14 protein-coding genes, 1 tRNA gene, 1 other RNA gene and 1 pseudogene are annotated in these 19,620 nt (G+C 60.7%); 8 read left to right on the top strand and 9 right to left on the bottom strand.

The window, feature by feature from the left end; genetic code table 11:
- Positions 1 to 179 precede the first annotated feature (179 nt).
- From D1159_RS10055 to D1159_RS10030, 6 genes are all read right to left on the bottom strand, one after another.
- Entirely contained in the window at positions 180 to 527 is a 348-nt protein-coding gene (locus D1159_RS10055) for a YbaB/EbfC family nucleoid-associated protein (protein ID WP_161845540.1), read from the bottom strand.
- 30 nt (positions 528 to 557) lie between these two features.
- On the bottom strand, positions 558 to 2,261 hold the full coding sequence (dnaX, locus tag D1159_RS10050) for a DNA polymerase III subunit gamma/tau (RefSeq protein ID WP_161845539.1): 1,704 nt from the start codon (positions 2,259 to 2,261) through the stop codon (positions 558 to 560).
- A gap of 115 nt (positions 2,262 to 2,376) precedes the next feature.
- Positions 2,377 to 2,642: signal recognition particle sRNA large type (gene ffs / locus D1159_RS10045), an RNA gene on the bottom strand.
- 215 nt (positions 2,643 to 2,857) lie between these two features.
- Positions 2,858 to 4,372 carry a glycerol kinase GlpK gene (glpK, locus tag D1159_RS10040; protein ID WP_161845538.1) on the bottom strand — a complete coding sequence of 505 codons (1,515 nt, stop codon included), beginning with the start codon at positions 4,370 to 4,372 and terminating at the stop codon, positions 2,858 to 2,860.
- Positions 4,373 to 4,430: 58 nt separating this feature from the next.
- Positions 4,431 to 4,850: a NusG domain II-containing protein gene (locus D1159_RS10035; RefSeq protein WP_161845537.1), complete on the bottom strand. Its 420-nt coding sequence runs from the start codon at positions 4,848 to 4,850 to the stop codon at positions 4,431 to 4,433.
- The gene (locus D1159_RS10030) at positions 4,819 to 5,877 is read right to left on the bottom strand and encodes an FAD:protein FMN transferase (protein WP_161845536.1); all 1,059 of its coding nucleotides are present in this window, start codon (positions 5,875 to 5,877) and stop codon (positions 4,819 to 4,821) included. The genes D1159_RS10035 and D1159_RS10030 overlap by 32 nt, the downstream gene beginning before the upstream one ends.
- Positions 5,878 to 6,072: 195 nt before the next feature.
- Here D1159_RS10030 and D1159_RS10025 point away from each other — a divergent pair, with 195 nt between their 5' ends.
- The 3 genes and pseudogenes from D1159_RS10025 to D1159_RS10015 all read left to right on the top strand — a co-directional run.
- Entirely contained in the window at positions 6,073 to 6,843 is a 771-nt protein-coding gene (locus D1159_RS10025; protein WP_161845535.1) for a hypothetical protein, read from the top strand.
- Between the two features lie 325 nt (positions 6,844 to 7,168).
- Positions 7,169 to 7,245, top strand: a tRNA-Ala gene (locus D1159_RS10020).
- 406 nt (positions 7,246 to 7,651) lie between these two features.
- Positions 7,652 to 8,230, top strand: a pseudogene (locus tag D1159_RS10015) (helix-turn-helix domain-containing protein); the annotation flags it as partial.
- Between the two features lie 359 nt (positions 8,231 to 8,589).
- Here D1159_RS10015 and D1159_RS10010 read toward each other — a convergent pair.
- From D1159_RS10010 to D1159_RS10000, 3 genes are all read right to left on the bottom strand, one after another.
- Positions 8,590 to 11,067: a response regulator gene (locus tag D1159_RS10010; RefSeq protein ID WP_243152220.1), complete on the bottom strand. Its 2,478-nt coding sequence runs from the start codon at positions 11,065 to 11,067 to the stop codon at positions 8,590 to 8,592.
- A 98-nt stretch (positions 11,068 to 11,165) separates the two neighbouring features.
- Positions 11,166 to 13,787: a GAF domain-containing hybrid sensor histidine kinase/response regulator gene (locus tag D1159_RS10005; RefSeq protein WP_161845532.1), complete on the bottom strand. Its 2,622-nt coding sequence runs from the start codon at positions 13,785 to 13,787 to the stop codon at positions 11,166 to 11,168.
- Between the two features lie 236 nt (positions 13,788 to 14,023).
- Entirely contained in the window at positions 14,024 to 14,182 is a 159-nt protein-coding gene (locus D1159_RS10000; protein WP_161845531.1) for a rubredoxin, read from the bottom strand.
- 82 nt (positions 14,183 to 14,264) lie between these two features.
- Here D1159_RS10000 and D1159_RS09995 point away from each other — a divergent pair, with 82 nt between their 5' ends.
- From D1159_RS09995 to grpE, 5 genes are all read left to right on the top strand, one after another.
- Positions 14,265 to 15,401: a cysteine desulfurase family protein gene (locus D1159_RS09995; protein ID WP_161845530.1), complete on the top strand. Its 1,137-nt coding sequence runs from the start codon at positions 14,265 to 14,267 to the stop codon at positions 15,399 to 15,401.
- Between the two features lie 163 nt (positions 15,402 to 15,564).
- Positions 15,565 to 16,947, top strand: coding sequence for an MATE family efflux transporter (locus D1159_RS09990; RefSeq protein ID WP_161845529.1), 1,383 nt, complete (start codon positions 15,565 to 15,567; stop codon positions 16,945 to 16,947).
- A gap of 68 nt (positions 16,948 to 17,015) precedes the next feature.
- Positions 17,016 to 17,792 (top strand): MBL fold metallo-hydrolase, encoded by a 777-nt coding sequence (locus D1159_RS09985; RefSeq protein WP_161845528.1) that lies wholly within the window; start codon positions 17,016 to 17,018, stop codon positions 17,790 to 17,792.
- 165 nt (positions 17,793 to 17,957) lie between these two features.
- Positions 17,958 to 19,001 carry a heat-inducible transcriptional repressor HrcA gene (gene hrcA / locus D1159_RS09980; protein ID WP_161845527.1) on the top strand — a complete coding sequence of 348 codons (1,044 nt, stop codon included), beginning with the start codon at positions 17,958 to 17,960 and terminating at the stop codon, positions 18,999 to 19,001.
- A 16-nt stretch (positions 19,002 to 19,017) separates the two neighbouring features.
- The gene (gene grpE, locus D1159_RS09975; protein WP_161845526.1) at positions 19,018 to 19,605 is read left to right on the top strand and encodes a nucleotide exchange factor GrpE; all 588 of its coding nucleotides are present in this window, start codon (positions 19,018 to 19,020) and stop codon (positions 19,603 to 19,605) included.
- Positions 19,606 to 19,620 lie beyond the last annotated feature (15 nt).

Raw genomic sequence — 19,620 nt, 5'->3', positions numbered from 1 at the left:
AACCTCCCTGTCTGTTTCGGTTGAAAAGAAACAAAAAACCTCCCGCTTGTGGAGGTTTTGTTGCTGTACCGCAGCGGGCCGGCCCCGCCGCTGGTTTTCCGTCCTGGATGCGGTGCCAACCGCCTCAGCGCAAATCTTTGCGGCCAGAATCCGGGGTCCTCGCCAAGCCGTACAGGCTCTCAGAACGGCAGGCTCAGGCCGCCGGTGATCTTCTGCATCGCCGCCGCCATCTCGCTCTCCGCCGTGCGCAGAGCCTCGTTCACCGCGGCCACAATAAGATCCTGGAGCATCTCCACATCCTCCGGATCCACCGCCTCCGGGTTGATGGTCACGCTGAGCAGCGTCCGCTGGCCGTTGACCTTGGCCTCCACCACGCCGCCGCCCGCCTGGGCCGTGTACTCCTTCTCCTCCAGCTCCGCCTGCTTCTTGGCGATGTCCTGCTGCATTTTCTGGGCCTGCTTGATCATATTCATATTGATGCCGCCGCCCATACCGCCCATGCCGGGCCGTCCGTATCCTTTTGCCATGGCTGTGGTTCCTCCTTCATCTCTGTCCGATCACGCTTGCACAATAATATTATCAAACCGGGCCCCGCGGGCTGCCAGGTCCTTCAGCTTGTCATGGGCCGGCTCCCCAGGGTGTTCTGCTGCCGGCCGCGTCTGTGAAGCCAGGGCTTGTCCCGGCACGGGCGCCGCCTCTGGGGGCCTGCCCACGGAGACTGTGCAGCCCACGCTCTGTCCCAGCAGTCCCTCCGCCGTCCGCTTCACCGCCTCCACAACTGCGGCCTTGCCCACAAGGTCCCGGGTGAACTCGCTGTCCACCCACAGGATCAGCCGCTCATCCTCCAGCTGTCCCTGCACCATGGCGGGGTTGCTGAGGAAGGGGTAGACGCTCATGGGCACCTGTCCCCGCAGGGCCTCCGCCAGCCTGGGCCAGAGATCCCCGCCGGGCCGGGCCGGGGGAGCCTTTGCCTTCTGCGGTTCCGCCTTTTGGGAGTCTGACTTTTCCGCCTGCGCCGGCGCAGGCGCTCTCTCCGCCGGAGCGGGAGTGGCCGGCTCTGCCGCCAGGGCCGGGGATACCGGGGCCGGCTCCGGCCGCGCCGGCCACTCCGCCCCGCCGCCGGAAATCATCCCCTCCAACCGGGCCAGCCGGGCGCTCAGGCCGGACGGGCTGTGGTCCAGCGTGGTGTCGCACAGCTTGATGAGGCACAGCTCCGCATCGGTGCGGCGGTTGCTGCTGCGGGACAGGTCCGCCAGGGTGGATTGCAGCAGCTCCAGCATCTGCATCAGCCGGGGCGCCGCCAGCCGGCCGCCCAACTGTCCCATGACGCGCTCCTCATAGCCGCCGGTGAGCAGCGCCGCGCCCCCCTGGGGTGCAGTCTTGCGCACCAGCAAATCCCGGGTCAGGGAGGCCAGCTCCCCCAGCAGGGCGCCCACGTCCTTCCCAGCGGCGTAGAGCCGGCCCAACGTCTCCAAGGCGCCGGCGGTGTCCCCGCCGGCAATGCGCTCCATCAGCGCCGCCGTCTCCACATTGCCTGCCAGGCCCAGGGCGCTGAGCACCTCCGCCTCCCCCACCACGCCGGTGGGGTTGGTACACTGATCCAGCAGGGACAGGGCGTCCCGCAGGCCCCCGTCCGCCAGACGGGCCAGCAGCTGCGCGCCCTCCTGGGTGAGCTCCATGCCCTCCTGCTGCGCCACATAGCCCAGGCGCTGGGTGATGTCCGAGGGCAGAATGCGCTTGAAGGCGAACTGCTGGCACCGGGATTTAATGGTGGCCGGCACCTTATGCAGCTCTGTGGTGGCTAAGATGAACATCAAATGGGCCGGCGGCTCCTCCAGGATTTTCAGCAGGGCGTTAAACGCCGCGGTGGACAGCATGTGGACCTCGTCCACAATGTACACCCGCCGGCGCACCGCCGCGGGGGTGTACACCGCCTCGTCCCGCAGGGCCCGGACCTGATCCACGCCGTTGTTAGAGGCGGCGTCCAGCTCCAGTACGTCCAGAATGGAGCCATTCTCGATCCCCAGGCAGGACGGGCACTGGTTGCAGGGGTTTCCCTCCACTGGGTGCTCGCAGTTTACCGCCCGGGCCAGAATTTTCGCGCAGGAGGTCTTCCCTGTCCCGCGGGTACCGGTGAACAGGTAGGCGTGGGACAGCCGCCCCGCCGCCACCTGCCGCTTGAGGGTATCGGTAATATGGGACTGCCCCACCACATCGTCAAAGGTGCGGGGCCGCCACTTTCGATAAAGGGCCTGATACAAAGCGGTTCACCTCTTCCGCGGCATAAACGCCATAAAAATAGAGAAAAGGAGCGAGGATGGGGGCACCCCCGCCGCTTCGCTCCTGCGCTTCCGACTGTGCCGGCTTATGGCAAGACCGCACACCGGCCTTTGAAGTTTCCGCCCTGTCCGTTACCCAGGCAGCCAGCTCAGGAGCGGGCCTCCCGCGGCACACGGGACAGTCCGCTTAGTGCTGCTTGGTTCCCCACCTGACACGGTTCACGGGGTCCCGTTGCGCGGGACCGATCCATCATCACCGCTTGCCTGGGTCAGACGACACAGCGAAAATCCGGGGGCCGGGCTTCATCCCTGCTGTAGCGGATTGCAGGTAACAGGGCACCGCTATCTCCCCGACTAGTGCGGCCTTGCCGTAAGCCGGACCGCCGTCCCGGCTTTCGGAAAGCTCCGCTTGTTATCATACATCATTTTTCTCTGTTTCGCAATATGGCTTTTCATATTTTTATCTCTTTTCCCACACAGCTCCCCGGAGACGCGGCGCAGAGCAGGGGGATTTTGAAAAAGCAAATACTTCCTTAATATAGACGGCAATACCTGACTGGCATATCTTCCCCAGGGCCTCATTGCTGGCCAAACTCTCCCCCGCCTTGCGGCGCCGCCCAGCCCCGGCTGTGGCCCACCGCCCTGTGCCAGCCGGCGAACAGCGCGGACCGGCGGTCTTCCGCCATGGCGGGGACAAAGGCCCGGTCCTCCCGCCACAGCTGCTTCAGTTCCGCACGGTCCCGCCACACCCCCACCGCCAGACCGGCCAGATAGGCCGTGCCCAGGGCGGTGGTCTCCCGGATGACGGGGCGGTGGACAGGCCGGCCCAGAATGTCCGCCTGGAACTGCATCAAAAAGCCGTCCCGGCTGGCCCCGCCGTCGGCCCGGAGCTGGGACAGGGGCAGGCCGGTGTCCCCCTCCATGGCCCGGGCCAGATCCGCCACCTGATAGGCGATGGACTCCTGGGCCGCCCGGATGATGTGCTCCCGCCGGGTGCCCCGGGTGAGCCCCACCATGCACCCCCTGGCGTACATATCCCAGTAGGGCGCCCCCAGGCCGGTAAAGGCGGGGACCAGGTACACTCCGCCGGTGTCCGGCACCTTTTGGGCATAATACTCCGCGTCCCGGCTCTCGTCCAGAAAGCGCAGCTCGTCCCGCAGCCACTGGATCACCGCGCCCCCCACAAAGACGGAGCCCTCCAGCGCGTACTGCACCCCCTCCTCCAGCCCCACGGCGATGGTGGTGATGAGGCCGTTTTTGCTCTCGCAGGGGACCGCCCCGGTGTTGAGCAGCAGGAAGCAGCCGGTGCCGTAGGTGTTCTTGGCGTCCCCCGGCTCAAAGCAGGTCTGGCCAAAGAGGGCGGCCTGCTGGTCTCCGGCGATGCCGGCAATGGGCACCTTCTCCCCCTGAATGTCCGTATAGCCGTAAATCCCGCTGGAGGGCCGCACCTCAGGCAAAATGCCCTTCGGGATGTCCAGTTCGTCCAGCAAACGCTGGTCCCAGCGCAGGCGGCGGATGTCGTAGAGCATGGTGCGGGAGGCGTTGGTGTAGTCGGTGGCGTGGACTGCCCCGCCTGTCAGCTTCCACAGCAGCCAGGCGTCCACCGTGCCAAAGCACAGCCGGCCCTGCCGGGCCAGGTCCCGGGCCCCCTCCACATGGTCCAGCAGCCACTTGATCTTGGTGGCGGAGAAATAGGCGTCAGGCACCAGACCCGTAGTTGTCTGGATATACGGCCCCAGCCCCCGCTCCAGCAGCCCGTCCACCAAAGGGGCGGTGCGGCGGCACTGCCACACAATGGCGTTATGGATGGGCCGGCCGGTCTCCCGGTCCCAAAGGATCGTGGTCTCCCGCTGGTTGGTGATGCCGATGGCTGCGATCTCCCCCGCCGCCGCGCCGGACTGGGCGATGGCCTCCATCATCACCCCGTACTGGGTGGACCAGATCTCCATGGCGTCGTGCTCCACCCACCCCTCCCGGGGGTAAAACTGGGTAAACTCCTTCTGGGAGATCGCGCAGATACGTTGCTCCCGGTCAAACAAAATCGCGCGGGAACTGGTGGTGCCCTGGTCCAGGGCCAGCAGATAGGGACCCATAGAATTGCCCTCCTTAAATAATAAAGGCTGTCTCTTTTTCTCTTCTGGCGGGAACTTCTTATCCGGCAATTACGTCAAAATTGTCTGTGGACGTATCCTGTCCCCCTGTAAGGGAAATAATGAGCTTGTTGGGAAGACAGATGATCTGCTCTCCCGCCCGGCCAATCCAGCCGGTGTGGACGCAGTCCCGGCCGGGGCAGCTGCTCTGCGCCACCCGCACCCGGTTCCCAGACCGCTCCAGCCACAGGGGCCACGGCGCGTCAATCGAGATCGTCTCCGGCACGCCGGGGGCAGTCATGTCATAGGCTGCGGCGACTGCGCCGTCCAGGCGGATGGTGAGGGTGAGCGCCCCGCCCCCCGCCGGTCTCAGCCACCAGAACAGCGCTCCGGCGGCGATAAGCACCGCCAGCACCACCGCCCCGTCCCACAGACGGGGCCCCGGGCGGTCAGCGGCGGACGATCTCACAGGTGTACCCATAGTCCTCCCCCCCAAACGTCATCTGGTCCTCCAGCCCCTCCGTCACCAGCACTACGCCGTCTGTCTGGCACAGCACGCACTCAAAATCCCCGGCGGTCCGCCACAGGTCCACCGCCGCCTCCGGTCCCAGGACGTACAGGGCGGTGGACAGGACGTCGGACAGGGCGCCATCCTCCGCCACCACCGTCACCGACAGCAGGCCGCTGCCGGCGGGCCAGCCGGTGCGGGGATCCAGAATGTGGTGATAGATACTGCCATCCGCCTCAAAAAACCGCTCATAGCCCCCGGAGGTAGACAAAATCCGGTCCGAAAGCGCCAGCACCATGATCTGCCCCTCCTCCTGCCGGGGATCCCGGAGGGCCACCCGCCAGGGCGTGCCGTCCGGCCGGGCGCCCACGGCGGCAATAGTGCTGGTACCCAGGTTCAGAAGGGCGGAGGACACCTCATACTCCCCCAGCAGCTCCACCAGCCGGCCGGCGGTATACCCCTTGGCGATGCCTCCCAAGTCCGCCTCCATTCCCGGCTCTTCCAGACGGGCCCAGCCGTCCCCGGTCTCCAGCTTTCCCCCGTCCACCAGGGCCAGACACCGGGACAGGGCTTGCGGGTCCGGCACCCGGCACCCTGTCCCCCCGGCCCCAAAGCCCCACAGGTCCATTACCGGAGCGACGGTCACGTCAAAGGTCCCGCCCACAGCCCGGCGGACTTCCCCCGCTGCCGCCAGCACCTGTACGGTCTCCGGCGACAGGGGCACCTGCGTCCCGTCCCCCGCCCGGGCGTTGAGCCGGGTGATGTCGCTCTCCGCTCTGGCGCGGGAGAACAGGCCCTCCAGCCGTACCGTCTCTGTCTGGAGGGCAGCGGCCGCCGCCTCTCCCCCGGCGCCCCACACCTGCACCGACATAAAGGTATCCATAGCAAAGAACTCACGCACCGCCGGGGTCTGCGCCGCACTCCCCCGCCCCGGCGCCCCGCAGGCCCCCAGCAAAAGAGTGAGGACGCCCAATCCCAGCAGTGAACCGATCTTTTTCATCAACATACTCCTGTCCCTTGTAAAAAACAGTCTCTCATTCAAGAGAAACCCCCCTGTTTTGCCTGAAGCCTATTGTAGCATAGCACGGGGTGGGGGTAAAGCCTTCTCTCAACCAAACCCGCTTTTCCCTGTTGCAAATTGGTGGGCAATCTGCTAAAATGTAAAAACATGAGATAAAATACAGGAGATGAATACATGAACAAGAGAGAAAAAGCGGAGCGGAGCAAGCAGGAAGACGCGATTCTTAACCGCGTTCTCGTGTGGATCGCCGGCTCCGTTGTACTGGAGGCCCTGCTGCTCTTCCTCAGCCGGTATTATGTCAATTACACCGTAGCGCAGATTCCCCTGCGTCTGGCGTTGGATAAGGTCTTTCAAGTTCTGGCCATTGCGTTGCCCCTCTGCTTCGCCGCCTCCCTCGCCTGGTGGCTGAAGAGCCGCAAGGACGGCAAGCCCACCCTTCTGCCCCAGATTGTCACCACGGTGCTGGCAGTGCTGGCGGCCTGCGCGGTGATCCTGCGGCTGTACCCCTCTACCGGCATCCGGGTGCTCTACACCGCAGTGCCTTGCATGGCGGTGCTGGCGCTGATCTACTACCTCTACCAGCGGGAGTTTTTCCTTGTGGCGCTGATGGGTGTGGCCGGCTTTTTGGGCCTGTGGCTGCTGGAGCGGCGGATCGCCCACGGCGCGGTGGTCTACTCCTATTTGGTGGCGGAGGGTCTGCTGCTGGCCGCGGTGGCTCTGCTCACCCGCACCCTCCAGACCAACGGCGGCACGATCTCCGTCAAGGGCAAGCCTATGGCCCTGCTGTCCAAGCACGCCAGCTATACCATGCTGTATATTAACTGCTTGGTGGTGGCCTTGATTCAGGTGGTAGGTCTGATTGTGGGCGCTATGATGTTCCTCTATGTGGCTCTCATCGTGTGGCTCCTGGTAATGGCAGTCTACTACACCGCCCGTCTCATGTAACAGCTCTCCTGGGAGAAGATAAAAAAGGTTCGATATGCGTCTGAAAGGGCCTGCCGCCTGTGATTCACAGGTGACAAGCCCTTTTTCTGCTGCACCGCCATTGTCTGCGTCTCCCGGACGGAACGGACCCGGCAGCTGGCGGAAAAGCTGACCAGCGATGGCTTTCCCGCGCGGCCCTATTGGCCATGAAAGGCTGTATTTCCAAACAGGAAAGCACATTTTTATATTTTTTAAAAAAAGGCTTTACTTTTTTCCAAAGTGTGCTATAATAATCAAGTCCCATAGGCCAGTCGCCCCATTAGGGCTTAGTTAGGGTTTATGATATGGGCCTGTAGCTCAGCTGGGAGAGCGCACGGTTCGCATCCGTGAGGTTCGAGGGTTCGATCCCCTTCAGGTCCACCAAAAGTGCGCCAGACGAACCCAGGAGCCGGTCATCTATGTGGCCGGGAGCCTGTTCGTGCTGGTGTGTCCTCTGGTTTATGCCATGGACAAGTGAAAAAAGGCTGCCGCCTTGGTGCTTCCAGGGTAGCGGCCTTTTTTGCATTTATCTGAAAAATTCTAAAATATTTGCTATATTCTATCGCAATCGCAGAGGAGAACATAAATAGGCGGCTGCTGCAAAGAGCTGACAGACCGTATCAACCTCCAGGCACTTCGAGCTGATATACAAGGCCCTGGATTTCGCTCTGACAGCTCTCCTTGTCTACCATTCAAACGTCGTGCAGTGGTGCTCCTCTGCATGAGCCGCCGCCAATACGTTTGGTTCAAATTACTGCACAATAGCTGTACTTGATAGGGAGGCGAACAGATGGATTGTGCAAAGGTTGGAAAGCTCATCCTTCAGCTTCGTACAGAAAAAGGTCTAACGCAAAAACAGGTTGCCGATCAGCTGAATATCAGCAATAAGACGATTTCAAAATGGGAGTGCGGCCTGGGATGCCCCGACGTTTCACTTTGGGAAGCGCTGGCGAATGTCCTGGGCGCAGATATTCTCAAATTGCTCCAGGGGGAGTTGAATCCCAACCGCCCTGACGTGGGGAAAATGGATCGGATACAATTTTACGTCTGCCCTGTCTGCGGAAATATCCTCACCAGCACAGGGGCCGCTTCGATTGCCTGCTGCGGGCGTCAGCTGCAGCCGCTGCTCCCGAACACAGCCGCCCCTAAACACACGCCGCAGATAGAGGACGTTGATGCTGAATATTATGCCACTGTACAGCACGACATGCGGCGGGAGCATTATCTCCTTTTTGCAGCCTGTGTAAACGACGACCGCGTTTGGATTAACAGGCTATACCCTGAACAAAGTCCCAATTTTCGATTCCCCGATATGTGGGGCGGAGGAAGCCTATATCTGTACTGCACCAAACACGGATTGATGAAGTATGAGCTTGACGTTTTGCTGAACCGGAACAGACGGCTCCAGGAAAAACCCGGGAATCGCCATAACCCGCAACCGTTTCGAATGCGTATTGCATCATCTTCAGATACAAAATCCGAATCAGGGTCAAAGCCTTTTTGAGTCTATTCCTAAAATGCGAGGCTTTTTTGACAGATTGGGGGCAGTTTTCAGAACTTCAAAAAGTTCTGAAAACTGATTTGCCTGGACGCGAAAGGGAACCCTGACGGTTCCCTTTCACACTATCCCTCCCTCCGAAACCTTCAAATTTTGCGTTTTTTGACACTTTGAGATTGCCTGCCCCCCAAAGGGGGCAGGCAATCTCTTTTTTATCTATTCAATCTCTCTTATCTGAGATACTTTTTTAATTTGTAGGCGACGGTTTGGATGTCAATCGGTTTTGCCAGGTGGTCGTTCATACCGCACTCCAGACACCTTTGAATATCTTCTGAAAACGCATCGGCGGTCATCGCGATAATGGGAATGCCCGCGTCCTCACGCTTCAGCCCGCGAATGGCCGCGGTCGCTTCGTAGCCGTCCATAACAGGCATCCGCACGTCCATAATAATCGCGTCATAGTACCCGACAGGGGATGCCTCAAATTTCGCAACGCAGATTTTCCCGTTTTCCACCCAATCCAGCTCCATCTCAAGGGCGGAAAGGAGCTCCCTTGCAACCTCCCAGTTAAGTTCGTTATCCTCTGCCAGTAAGATGTGTTTCCCGCGGAGCACCAGGTCCGCCGCCTTTTCGGCGGAAGCTTCTTCAACGGCAGTGCCGGAAAATGCGCTCAGGGCGTCAAGCAAGGTGGATTTGAACAGCGGCCTGGAGATAAACCCGGAAATTCCCGCCTCCCTGGCCTCCTTTTCTATCCCGCTCCAATCGCAGGCCGAGAGCAGCATAGCCGGACCGTCCTCTCCACAGCTGAGCCGGATCGCCCGGGCCGCCTGGATCCCATTCATATCCGGCAGGTCCCAGCCCAGAATCGTCAGCTGATAGCTGTCATCGCGGCGGTGCTGCGCAATCTGTTCCACCGCCTGCTCCCCGCTCAGACACCATTGAGCCCGGATGCCGACAGACTGCAGCGCATGAACCGCATTGACACACAACCGCTGATTGCCGTCAACCACCAGCACATTCCAATCTGGACGTTCCGCGCTGGTCTCCCGCCGTGCCGCCTTTGCCAGGTCAAGGGTGACATGGAACTCGCTGCCCTTGCCCTGTTCGCTGCGGACAGAAATGGTTCCGCCCATGGCGTCTACAATACGCTTGGTAATCGCCATTCCCAGCCCGGAACCCTCTATTTTTTGTACACGGGTGTTGTCCTCTCTGCTGAAGGACTCAAAGATTACCTTCTGATACTCTTCTGACATGCCGATCCCCGTATCGCTCACCAGGAAATGGGTGCGAACGCAGGCAGTATCCTCCGGCAGCGCCTCCTGATAGACTGACACCTCAACACAGCCCTGTTCCGGCGTAAATTTGACGGCGTTCCCCAGCAGGTTAATCAACACCTGATTCAGCCGCACACTGTCACAGCATACATCTTCCGACAGAATTTCGTAGGCCGTTGCGTGGAACCTCTGATTTTTCGCCTGAATCTGGGGCTGCATCATATTGACAATGCTGTCCATCACATCCCTTAACGACACCGGCTCAATGTTCAGCGTCATCTTGCCGCTTTCAATCTTCGATATATCCAGCACATCATTGATAAGACCCAGCAGATGCTTGCTGGACAGCGCAATTTTATGCAGGTAATCCTGAACCTGTTCTGGGTTGCCCATATTGTCTATGGCCAGAGAGGTCATACCGATGATGGCATTCATGGGGGTGCGTATGTCGTGGCTCATGCTGGAGAGGAAGCCCTGTTTCGCCGCGTTGGCATATTCCGCCTCTCTGCGTGCCTGCTCGGCAGATTTCCGCGCCGCATCCATTTCCGTGTTCATGCGCTTCAGCTCAGATACCTGGTTTCGGAATAGCTTCAGACACTGACAGAATATGTAGAGGAGCATGGCGATTACCGCAAACGAGGAGGCATAGACGATGGCGAGCCAACGAACCCCCATGCCGGAGATAGCGTAATCCAGCCCCTGGAAGGGAAGAACTGTCACCAAGTACCACTCGCAGTAGGGGAGGTTGGTACAATATACATGGTGGCGCGACCCGCCGTTTTTCACAATAACGGAATAGTCTTCGTTGGCATTCATGGCCGCCGTCAGCTGTTTAATATAGAAGGCCGCCTCCAGGTCCTGGCCGTCAAAGATACTGTAGAGCCGGTCAAAATAAGTTTCGTGGCCGTCGCCCTCGTTCCCGACAACGTAGCTGCCATCCTTTCGTATGACGAAGGAATACATCAGCGAACTGTCTGAATCGAGGAAGAGAACCTCGCCCATGTATTTGGTAGACAGCCCCACAATGATGGCCAGACTGTCGCTTCCGTCGGACATGGGGTAGTTACAGGGAACACCGAACAAAATAACCCCTGCGCCGCTGCTGTCAACGGCGGACGCCGCCTTGCGCTCCCCCTTCCTCAGGCTCTCCAAAAACGGCTCCGGGTGGTTGAGCGCCACAGGGTCGCCGTAGATCATTTCAATTTCGCCGTCAGACGAATATAGGGCGGCGCACAAAAAATGCCTTGCCCTTGCGCCGTATTCGATCTCCTCCTTCGAGCCGTAATTGGGCGCTCCCTCCCCTGCCGCGATGTGCGCGATGGATTCCGCCATCGTCAGGCGGAGCTCGATGATGGTTTCAAAGTGTAAGGACACCTGCTGGTTCATTCCGGCCATATATGCAGTGCCAATATCCTCGATGGTGTTTTCGCTCATATTGTGAATGGATACTCCAAGGAGGGAAAACACGAAAATAATGAGACAAATAACTACCGCTATGCTGATTTTTAACGAGCGCGGCAAAGTCATGCTTTTCATATTTCTTCCATCTCCACAGTTTTTAACTCTTGTGCCGCCTGATACTGGCCTCGAAACCGGCTCATGACCTGGAGCATCCTGCGGATGTCCACCGGTTTTGCCAGGTGCTCATTCATCCCGGCGTCCTTTGCCAGTGCGATATCCTCTTCAAATGCGTTGGCCGACAGCGCTATGATGGGCACGGCCTGTGCGTCCGCCCGGTTCAGGCCGCGAATCACCCGCGCCGCCTCATACCCGCTCATAACCGGCATCATCAAATCCATGAGTACGCAGTCAAACGTCCCCGGAGCGGACGCCGTAAACGCATCTACGGCGGCCTTTCCGTCGTTGGCGGTTACCACCTGCGCGCCCGCCTCCTTGAGAATATATTCTACGATTTCACAGTTGATCTCGTTGTCCTCCACCAAAAGGACACACATCCCGGCAACATCGCCCTCTTCATCTGCGGGCTGTCCGTCCCATGTCTCATCCACTCGAACAGGCAGGGTGATTTGGACCACGCTTCCCTCGCCCGGCTGGCTGTCTACTGTAACGGTTCCCTTCATCTGGTCTACCAATTTCTTTACAATAGACATGCCCAGCCCAACGCCGTTATAGTTGGTCCTGGCGCCTTGATGCTCCTGGGTGAAGGGCTCAAAAATGTGTGCCTTGAAGTCCTCTCCGATGCCGATGCCGGTGTCCTTGATGACAAACCGGCAGGTTGCGGTGCCGTCCTGGAAGGCGGTCTCCTCCGCCTGGACAAAGACAGAGCCGCGGGGGCGGTTATATTTGAGGGCGTTGTCGATGACATTCATCAGGATCTGCCTCAAGTGCAGCGGATTCCCAATGACCCTGTTATGGCGCAGGCCGGACGCCTCCAGCTCCAGCCGGATGCCCCGCTCCTCCGCCAGGGGGGAGAGAATGGTGATACAGTCTTCCAAGGTATTGCGGAGATCGAAGGGCTCCTCCACCGCCGCCGGCCTTCCGCTCTCCAGCTTGCTGACCTGAAGAACGTCGTTGACCAGAGACAGCAGATGCTCGGTTGACGCACGAATTTTCCTCTGGCAGTCCCTCTGCCGCTCCGGGTCATCCTGGCTTTTTTCCAAAATGGCCAGCATTCCCAGAATCCCGTTGATCGGCGTGCGGAGGTCGTGGGACATATGGGAGAGGAATTCACTTTTTGCCGAATTTGCCTGCCTCACCCGCTCCAGAAGCTCCATGATGGACTGCTCCTGCTTCTTCCGCGCCACCATGGTCTCCGTGATGTCCTGATGGTATCCGTTCAGGCAGGCGCCCGGTTTTTTAAAAGCCTTGTCCGGCACACCGCCGCAACGGACATAAATTTTCCCCAGCTCCGGATGATTCCAGGGGTAAATTACCTCCGAACGCCCGGTCTTCAATATTTCCTGTACGGATTCCTGTACCATTTCCACATAGTCCGGATCAATATGTTCAAACCAGTGCCGGTAGCACGCCTCCGGCTCGATCTCGCCCGGCACGCCCAGAAGAATCTGCATGGTCCGGTCCGCGTACATCCTCGGCTGGCACCCCTCCTCCAGCTCAATGGTCCAGATGCCGGTTCTGGCGCCCTCCAGAATGTCCTCCAGGCTCTGCCTCGCCTCCAGCTTGTACGTCTCCTCCTGCTCCACCACGGCGTTGACGTCCCGCTGGGCAAAAATAGCGCAGTTCTCTGCCTGGGTCTTCTCTGTGGCGGAAAAATGAATCTCCAGGTATTTTAGTCCAAAAAAATTCTCACTTACCTGGTATCGGACAGAAAACTTCTTCTCTGTCCGGAGCTGGGTGAGCACATAGTCCTTCTTCGTCATGGCGCGCAGGCGTTCCTGGTCCTGGGGGGCCACGCACTTGGAAATGTACCGCTCCATCGCCGCCTGATAGCCATCCTTAATAAAATGGGCCGCCCAATCCAAGCCCACCCGTTTGCTGTTCCGGTAGATCTCGCACTCGCCTGTGTCGAAGTTTACCTGATAGATGCCCAGATAATCCACGCTGAGGGCGTGAAGCACGTTGTAGCTGCGCTTTTGAAGCGCCCGGAACAGGTTGCGCCGTTTCAGAGAGGATACGATAAAGTATGCCGCTGTCTGAAGCATATTTGACGCGTATTCCAGCGATTTTACAGGGGGATTGTCCACGCCGTAAAAGCCGACGATCCGCTTGCCGTCATACAAGGGGACCACGACAAGGGAATGAATGCCCTGGCGCTTCAGGTTCTCGTATTGAAGGGGCTCGGTCTCCCGGATATTTTCCAGGTCCTTGATGACAATGTGCCTGCCGGTGCTGAAATTCCGATACCAGCTGGCGCACACCTCCGCAGGGACATTTTGAAGATTCTCCTTTTCCGGCGCCACCCCATCGGCCGTCCACTCGTAGGTGTTGTCATCGCCACCGGACTCATTCTGCTCAAAGATATAGGTCCGCGCCCCGTTCAGGGCCTTTCCCAGGTGCTTCAGCAGCACCTGGAGTGAATCATCCGGCGTTTCCTCCAACAGGGCGACGCGAAGGCCCTCGTTGATAATAACCTCCAGATTCTGCACGCTCCGCATACCACTTTGCTGCTCATGGACCCTAAAGTCCGGAGCGCCTTCTCCAGTCTGTTCCCAAAATCCCTCTGAATGCTCCATACGCCTACCCTCCAGACCGCTTTCCGCCCTGTTCCCACAGCTTCGCCGCAAAAGTCAGAAAATCTTTGTCATAATATCATATACCCTCGATTACGTCAATAATAAGCCCATCTAAGTTATCTCAATCTATGATGCCATCGCTTGACAAAGGGCAGCCCGCCTGCCGGAGTTTTTCAGATGCACCGGCGGTCGCTTGCGCACCGAAAAACCGCCCCATGGGGGCGGTTTCAGGCAGCTTATTGCTTTTCAAAGACCTCTTTGCCCAGGCCGCAGATGGGGCAGACCCAGCCGTCGGGGAGGGCCTCAAAGGGGGTGCCGGGGGCGACGCCGTGCTCCGGATCCCCCACAGCGGGGTCGTATACATAGCCGCAGGGGCCGCAGACATAGGATTCCATACCTTTCACTCCTCTGTGTGGTTGACTTTTTTGTGCTGGAAGGATACAATAACTGAATTACCAATGGGAAGGGGCGCTCGGGATGTTTGCCTATTTGGATCACGCAGCCACCACGCCGGTGTGCGCCGCCGCCGTCCAGGCCGCGGCGGAGGAGATGACGGCGCAGTTCGGCAATCCCTCCGCCCAGTGCGCCTTCGGACGGGCGGCCGCCCAACGGCTGGGGGAATATCGGGCGGCTGTCGCCGCCGCCCTGGGGTGTGAGGCAGGGGAGATCTGCTTTACCTCCTGCGGCACCGAGGGGGACAACTGGGCGGTAGCTGCCGCCGCGGACCACGGCCGCCGCCGGGGCAGGCACATCATCACCACCGCCATTGAGCACGCCGCCGTACTGGAGCCCATCAAAGCCCTGGAGCGGAAGGGATATACCGTCACCCGGCTCAAGCCGGACCGGCAGGGGCGCATCCGCCCGGAGGAGTTAGCCGCCGCCCTGGGGGAGGAGACCGTGCTGGTGTCCGTGATGCTGGTGAACAACGAGCTGGGGACGATTCAGCCGGTGGCCGGGTGCGCCAGAATGGTAAAGGCGTTCTGCCCTGATATCCTCTTCCACACCGACGCGGTGCAGGGATTTTTAAAAATCCCCTTCACCCCGGCAGAATTGGGGGTGGACCTGCTCACCGTCAGCGGACACAAGATCCGCGCGCCCAAGGGGGTTGGGGCGCAGTATATCCGCAGAGGGTTAAAGCTGCCCCCCCTGCTGCGGGGGGGCGGACAGGAGGGGGGCCTGCGCTCCGGCACAGAGGCCACCGCCCAGATTGCCGCCCTGGCCGCCGCCTGCCGGGACTGGACCGCCCATGCCCCGGCCTACCGCGCCCACATGGCTTCCCTGAAAGAGTATACCCTGAATGAGCTGTGCGCAAACGTGCCGGGGATAGAGATTGTATCCGCCGGAGAGGCGCCCCATATCTGCGCCGTGTCCCTGCCGGGCTACCCCAGCGAGATGCTGGTGCGGGCCCTGGGAGATTTTGGGATCTGCGTCTCCTCCGGCTCCGCCTGCCACAAGGGCCGGCCCAGTCACGTCCTTGCCGCTCTGGATCTGCCCAAGCGGACCCGGATGGGGGTGCTGCGCCTGTCCTTCGGGCCGGACAGCACCTATGAGGAGGCCGGCGCCCTCATCGCCGCGCTGAAAGAGATTCAGGCCGGCCGGGTGGGACTGTCATAAAAAGAACCTGTATCCACAGCCGCTGAACGCTGTCCGGCCGGGTCTTTTGCCGCCCCCGCGGCGGCAGAAACTCCCGCGGTCATCCGCCATTCCACGGTTATAAGTCCAGGTTCTCATATCTGAGTATGTCCATTGATAGATTTGTAGAGAGTTGGTTTGCTTTATGTTTTCCTGTCTCAGGCGGGGCAGCGCGTTTTACCGCAATGTGGTGTCGCTGGCACTGCCCATTCTGCTTCAAAATTTGATTACCACCTCCCTGGGAATGATTGATACTTTTATGGTGGGCACGCTGGGGGAAGCGCCCCTGGCGGCGGTCGCCCAGGCTAACATCCCGGTGTTTATCATCCAGCTGGTGATTTTTGGACTGCAAAGCGGGTCCTCCGTCCTCATCAGTCAGTACTGGGGCAAGGGGGATACGGACGCCATCAACCGGGTGATGGGCATCGGGCTGTATTTTGCCCTGGCCATCTCGTCGGTATTCGCGGTGGTGATGACCTGCTTCCCGGTGGAGCTGATGTCTCTGCTCACCGACAATCAGGAGCTGATCCCCCTGGCGGCGCGGTACGCCCGCATTGTGGGCCTGTCCTATCTGTTCAACAGCGTCACCGGCGTGTACGTGGGGGCCCATCGGAGCATGGAGAACCCCAAGCTGGGGCTGATCATTTTCGCTGTCTCCATGGGAACCAACACTTTTTTGAACTGGGTGCTCATCTTCGGCAACCTGGGCGCACCCCGGCTGGGGGTGGAGGGGGCGGCTCTGGCCACTTTGATCTCCCGCATTGTGGAATTCGCCGCCATGGCGGCCTACGCCCTGTGCAACAAGCGCTTCCGCTTAAAACCTCAGCTGATGCTCCGGCCCAATCAGGCGCTGCTGAAAAAGTTCCTCCGCTTCGGCACGCCGGTGGTGCTCAACGAGACCCTCTGGGGTCTGGGCACTTCCATGTATAAGGTGATCATGGGCCATATGGAGGGCAGCAAGGAGATTTTAGCCGCCCGGGCCATTACAGGCAACATTGAGGATGTAACCATGGTGGCCGTCTTCGCCATCGCCGGCACCGCCGCCATTATCGTGGGCCGGGAGATCGGCGCAGGCCGGCGGTCCACGGTGTATGAGGTGGCCGCGGCGCTGAACCTTTTATCCGTGCTGTGCGGCGTGGTCATCGGCGGAGTGCTGCTGCTCTCCTGCCATACCTGGCTGCCGGCGCTGGTCTACCCCGTCTTCCACCTCTCCCCGGAGGCGGGCCGGGTGGCCACCCTAATCCTTACTTTCGTGTCCATCCCCATGCCTCTGCGCGCCTTTGACACCACCAATACGGTGGGGGTGCTCCGGGGCGGCGGGGATATCCGGGTGGCCGCCTTTATCGACGTGTCCGCCATGTGGCTGGTGGCCATCCCGCTGGCCGCCTTCTTCGCCCTGGTGCTGCGGTGGGGTATCTTCTGGGTGTATGTGGCCATATCGGCAGAGCAGCTGGTAAAGAGCACGCTGGGTATCCTGCGTTTCCGTTCCCACGCATGGATCAACGACATCACCCGGGCGGGAAGCTGACCTCGCGGCCAGGTTCTTGCTTGATAAATGGCACAATACCTGAGCACGAAGGGAAAGGGGTGCTGCCTGTGCTGAAAATTACGGTTTTAGTGGAGAATTCCGCGCCGCCGCACCTGATTGCGGAGCACGGCCTGTCCTTTCATCTGGACTGCGGGGGGCGGACCTTCCTCCTGGACGGGGGGACCGGGGGCGGCGCCCTGCTGGAGAACGCCCGGCGGCTGGGGATCGACCTGGCCCAGGTGGAGGGGGCCGCCCTCTCCCACGGACACGACGACCACGCCGGCGGTTTGGCCGCTTTTTTGAAGATCAACGCCGCCGCCAAGGTGCTGGCCCGGCCCCAGGCGGCGCCGGCCTACGCGCTGGACACGGCGGATGAAGCCCGCCGGCCCGCCGGAGTGGACCCGGATCTGTTTCCCAACTGGCGGGACCGCTTTGACCTGGCCGACGGACCCCGCCCTTTGGCACAGGGCCTCCACCTGGTGCCAGACAGCGTGGACCACGAGCAGTCTCTGGTGGCGGAGACTGCCAGGGGATTGGTGGTGCTGAACTCCTGCTGCCACGCCGGAGCAGACCGCATTGTGGCCCAGGTGTTGGAGTACTTCCCCCAAAAGAGGGTATACGCCCTGCTGGGGGGCTTCCATCTGGTGGGCCGGCACGGTATGGGCTCTCTGGGTACCGCCCCTGCCAAGGTCCGCGCCCTGGCCCTGGCCCTCACCCAAGGCTTGGGCGTGGAGCGGATCTACACCGGCCACTGCACCGGCAGTCCCGCCCTGGACCTGCTCCAGCGCGCGGCGCCGGGACATTTCTTCCCCCTGCACACCGGAGACAGAATTTCCTTTGAATAAGCCGCCGCCGTCCCTTGTCCAGATTTGGGCAAGGGATATTTTTTTGGCTTGGTGTTCATATTTAATTTACAACCCGCCCCTTGACAATTATTTGGGAGGGTGGTACATTATCTTTAGCACTCAGGAGCAAAGAGTGCTAAAGCCTTTGAAAAAGGAAGTGGCGGCATGGATCTCACCGAGCGAAAAAAGAAAATACTCCGTGCCATCATTGAAAGCTATATCGCCACCGCCGAGCCGGTGGGTTCCAAGGCCATTGCGGAATTCCTGGGGCGGTCTGTCTCCTCCGCCACCATCCGAAACGAAATGGCAGATCTGGAGGCCCTGGGCCTGCTGGAGAAGCCCCATACCTCCGCCGGGCGCATCCCCTCTCCACAGGGGTACCGGCTTTACGTCAACGAGCTGATGGAGGCCCACAAGCTGTCCCTTCAGGAGACGGAGCGGATGAACCAGGCCCTGCGGATGAAAATGGCGGAGCTGGACCGGGTGATTTCAGAAGCGGGCCGGGTGGTGTCCAAGCTGACCAACTATCCCGCCTTCGCCCTGTCAGCGGGATTTTCCCAGGTGACGATACGGCGCTTTGACCTGCTGATGGTGGAGCGCAACGCCTTCATTATTGTGGTGATGACCGGCACCAACGTGGTGCGGAACAAGCTGGTCCAGCTGCCCTCCGATCTGACGGCGGCCCAGCTGCAGATGCTCAATACCCTGCTCAACACCACGTTTACCGGCCTGACTCTGGAGCAGATTACGCCGGAGCTGATGCGGGTGGCCCAGCACGCGGCGGGCGAGGCCTACGGGCTGATCAGCCTGGTGGTGTCCTTCGCCATGGAGGTGCTGGAGAGTCTGGAGCACCGCCGGGTGCATACCTCCGGCCTGGCCCACCTGCTGGAGCTGCCGGAATACCAGAACCTGGAGCGGGCCCAGCCGCTGATGAGCTACCTGTCCGAAGCGGAGGACGCCGGACGCTTCCCCGTGCCCAAGGACGAGGCCATGAACATCCTCATCGGCCCGGAGAACGTGGCCGACGCCCTGAAGGACACCAGCGTGGTGGTGGCCAGCTACGACATCGGCGAGGGGATGCGGGGGGTCATCGGCGTAGTGGGCCCCACCCGGATGGATTACGCGAAAATTACCGCCCGGCTGACCTATCTGGCGGAGGGGCTGTCCCGCCTCTTCGGCCAGGGGCCGGGGATAGAGGAAGAACGATAACTAGGAGGTATTTCCTTTGAGCAGACAGAAGAAAGACACCGGCGAAGTCCCGGAGCGGCAGGCCGGCGAGTGCGTAGAGGAGCAGGCCCCTGAGTGCGGCGCGGTGCCCCAAGCCCCCGAGGCCATTGTGCCGGAGGAGGCCGGGGAAGAGACCTGCGGCCCCGCGGCTGAGCTGGCCGCCGCCAAGGAGGCCCTGGCCCAGAAGGAGGACCAGTACCTCCGCCTGGCCGCCGAGTACGACAACTACCGCAAGCGCACCCAGAAGGAGAAGGCCGACGCCTATACCAATGCCAAAGCAGATGCGGTTGTGGCATTCCTTCCCGTCTACGACAATCTGGAGCGGGCCCTGAAGCAGGAGACCGGCGATGAGGCGTACAAAAAGGGCGTGGAGCTGACCATGGCCGGCTTCAAAGAGGTTCTGGCCAAGCTGGGCGTGGAGGAGATCCCCGCCCTGGGAGAGACCTTCGACCCCAACCGCCACAACGCGGTGATGCATGTGGAGGACGAGTCCGCCGGCGCCAGCACCGTGGTAGAGGTCTTCCAGACCGGCTTCCAGTGCGGGGAGAAGGTCATCCGCTTTGCCATGGTGAAGGTGGCCAATTAACGGCTGCCTGAAAGA

The organism is Pseudoflavonifractor sp. 524-17, from assembly GCF_009935845.1.
Lineage (GTDB): Bacteria > Bacillota > Clostridia > Oscillospirales > Oscillospiraceae > Pseudoflavonifractor_A.
This window is presented reverse-complemented; position numbering and strand designations above follow the sequence as displayed.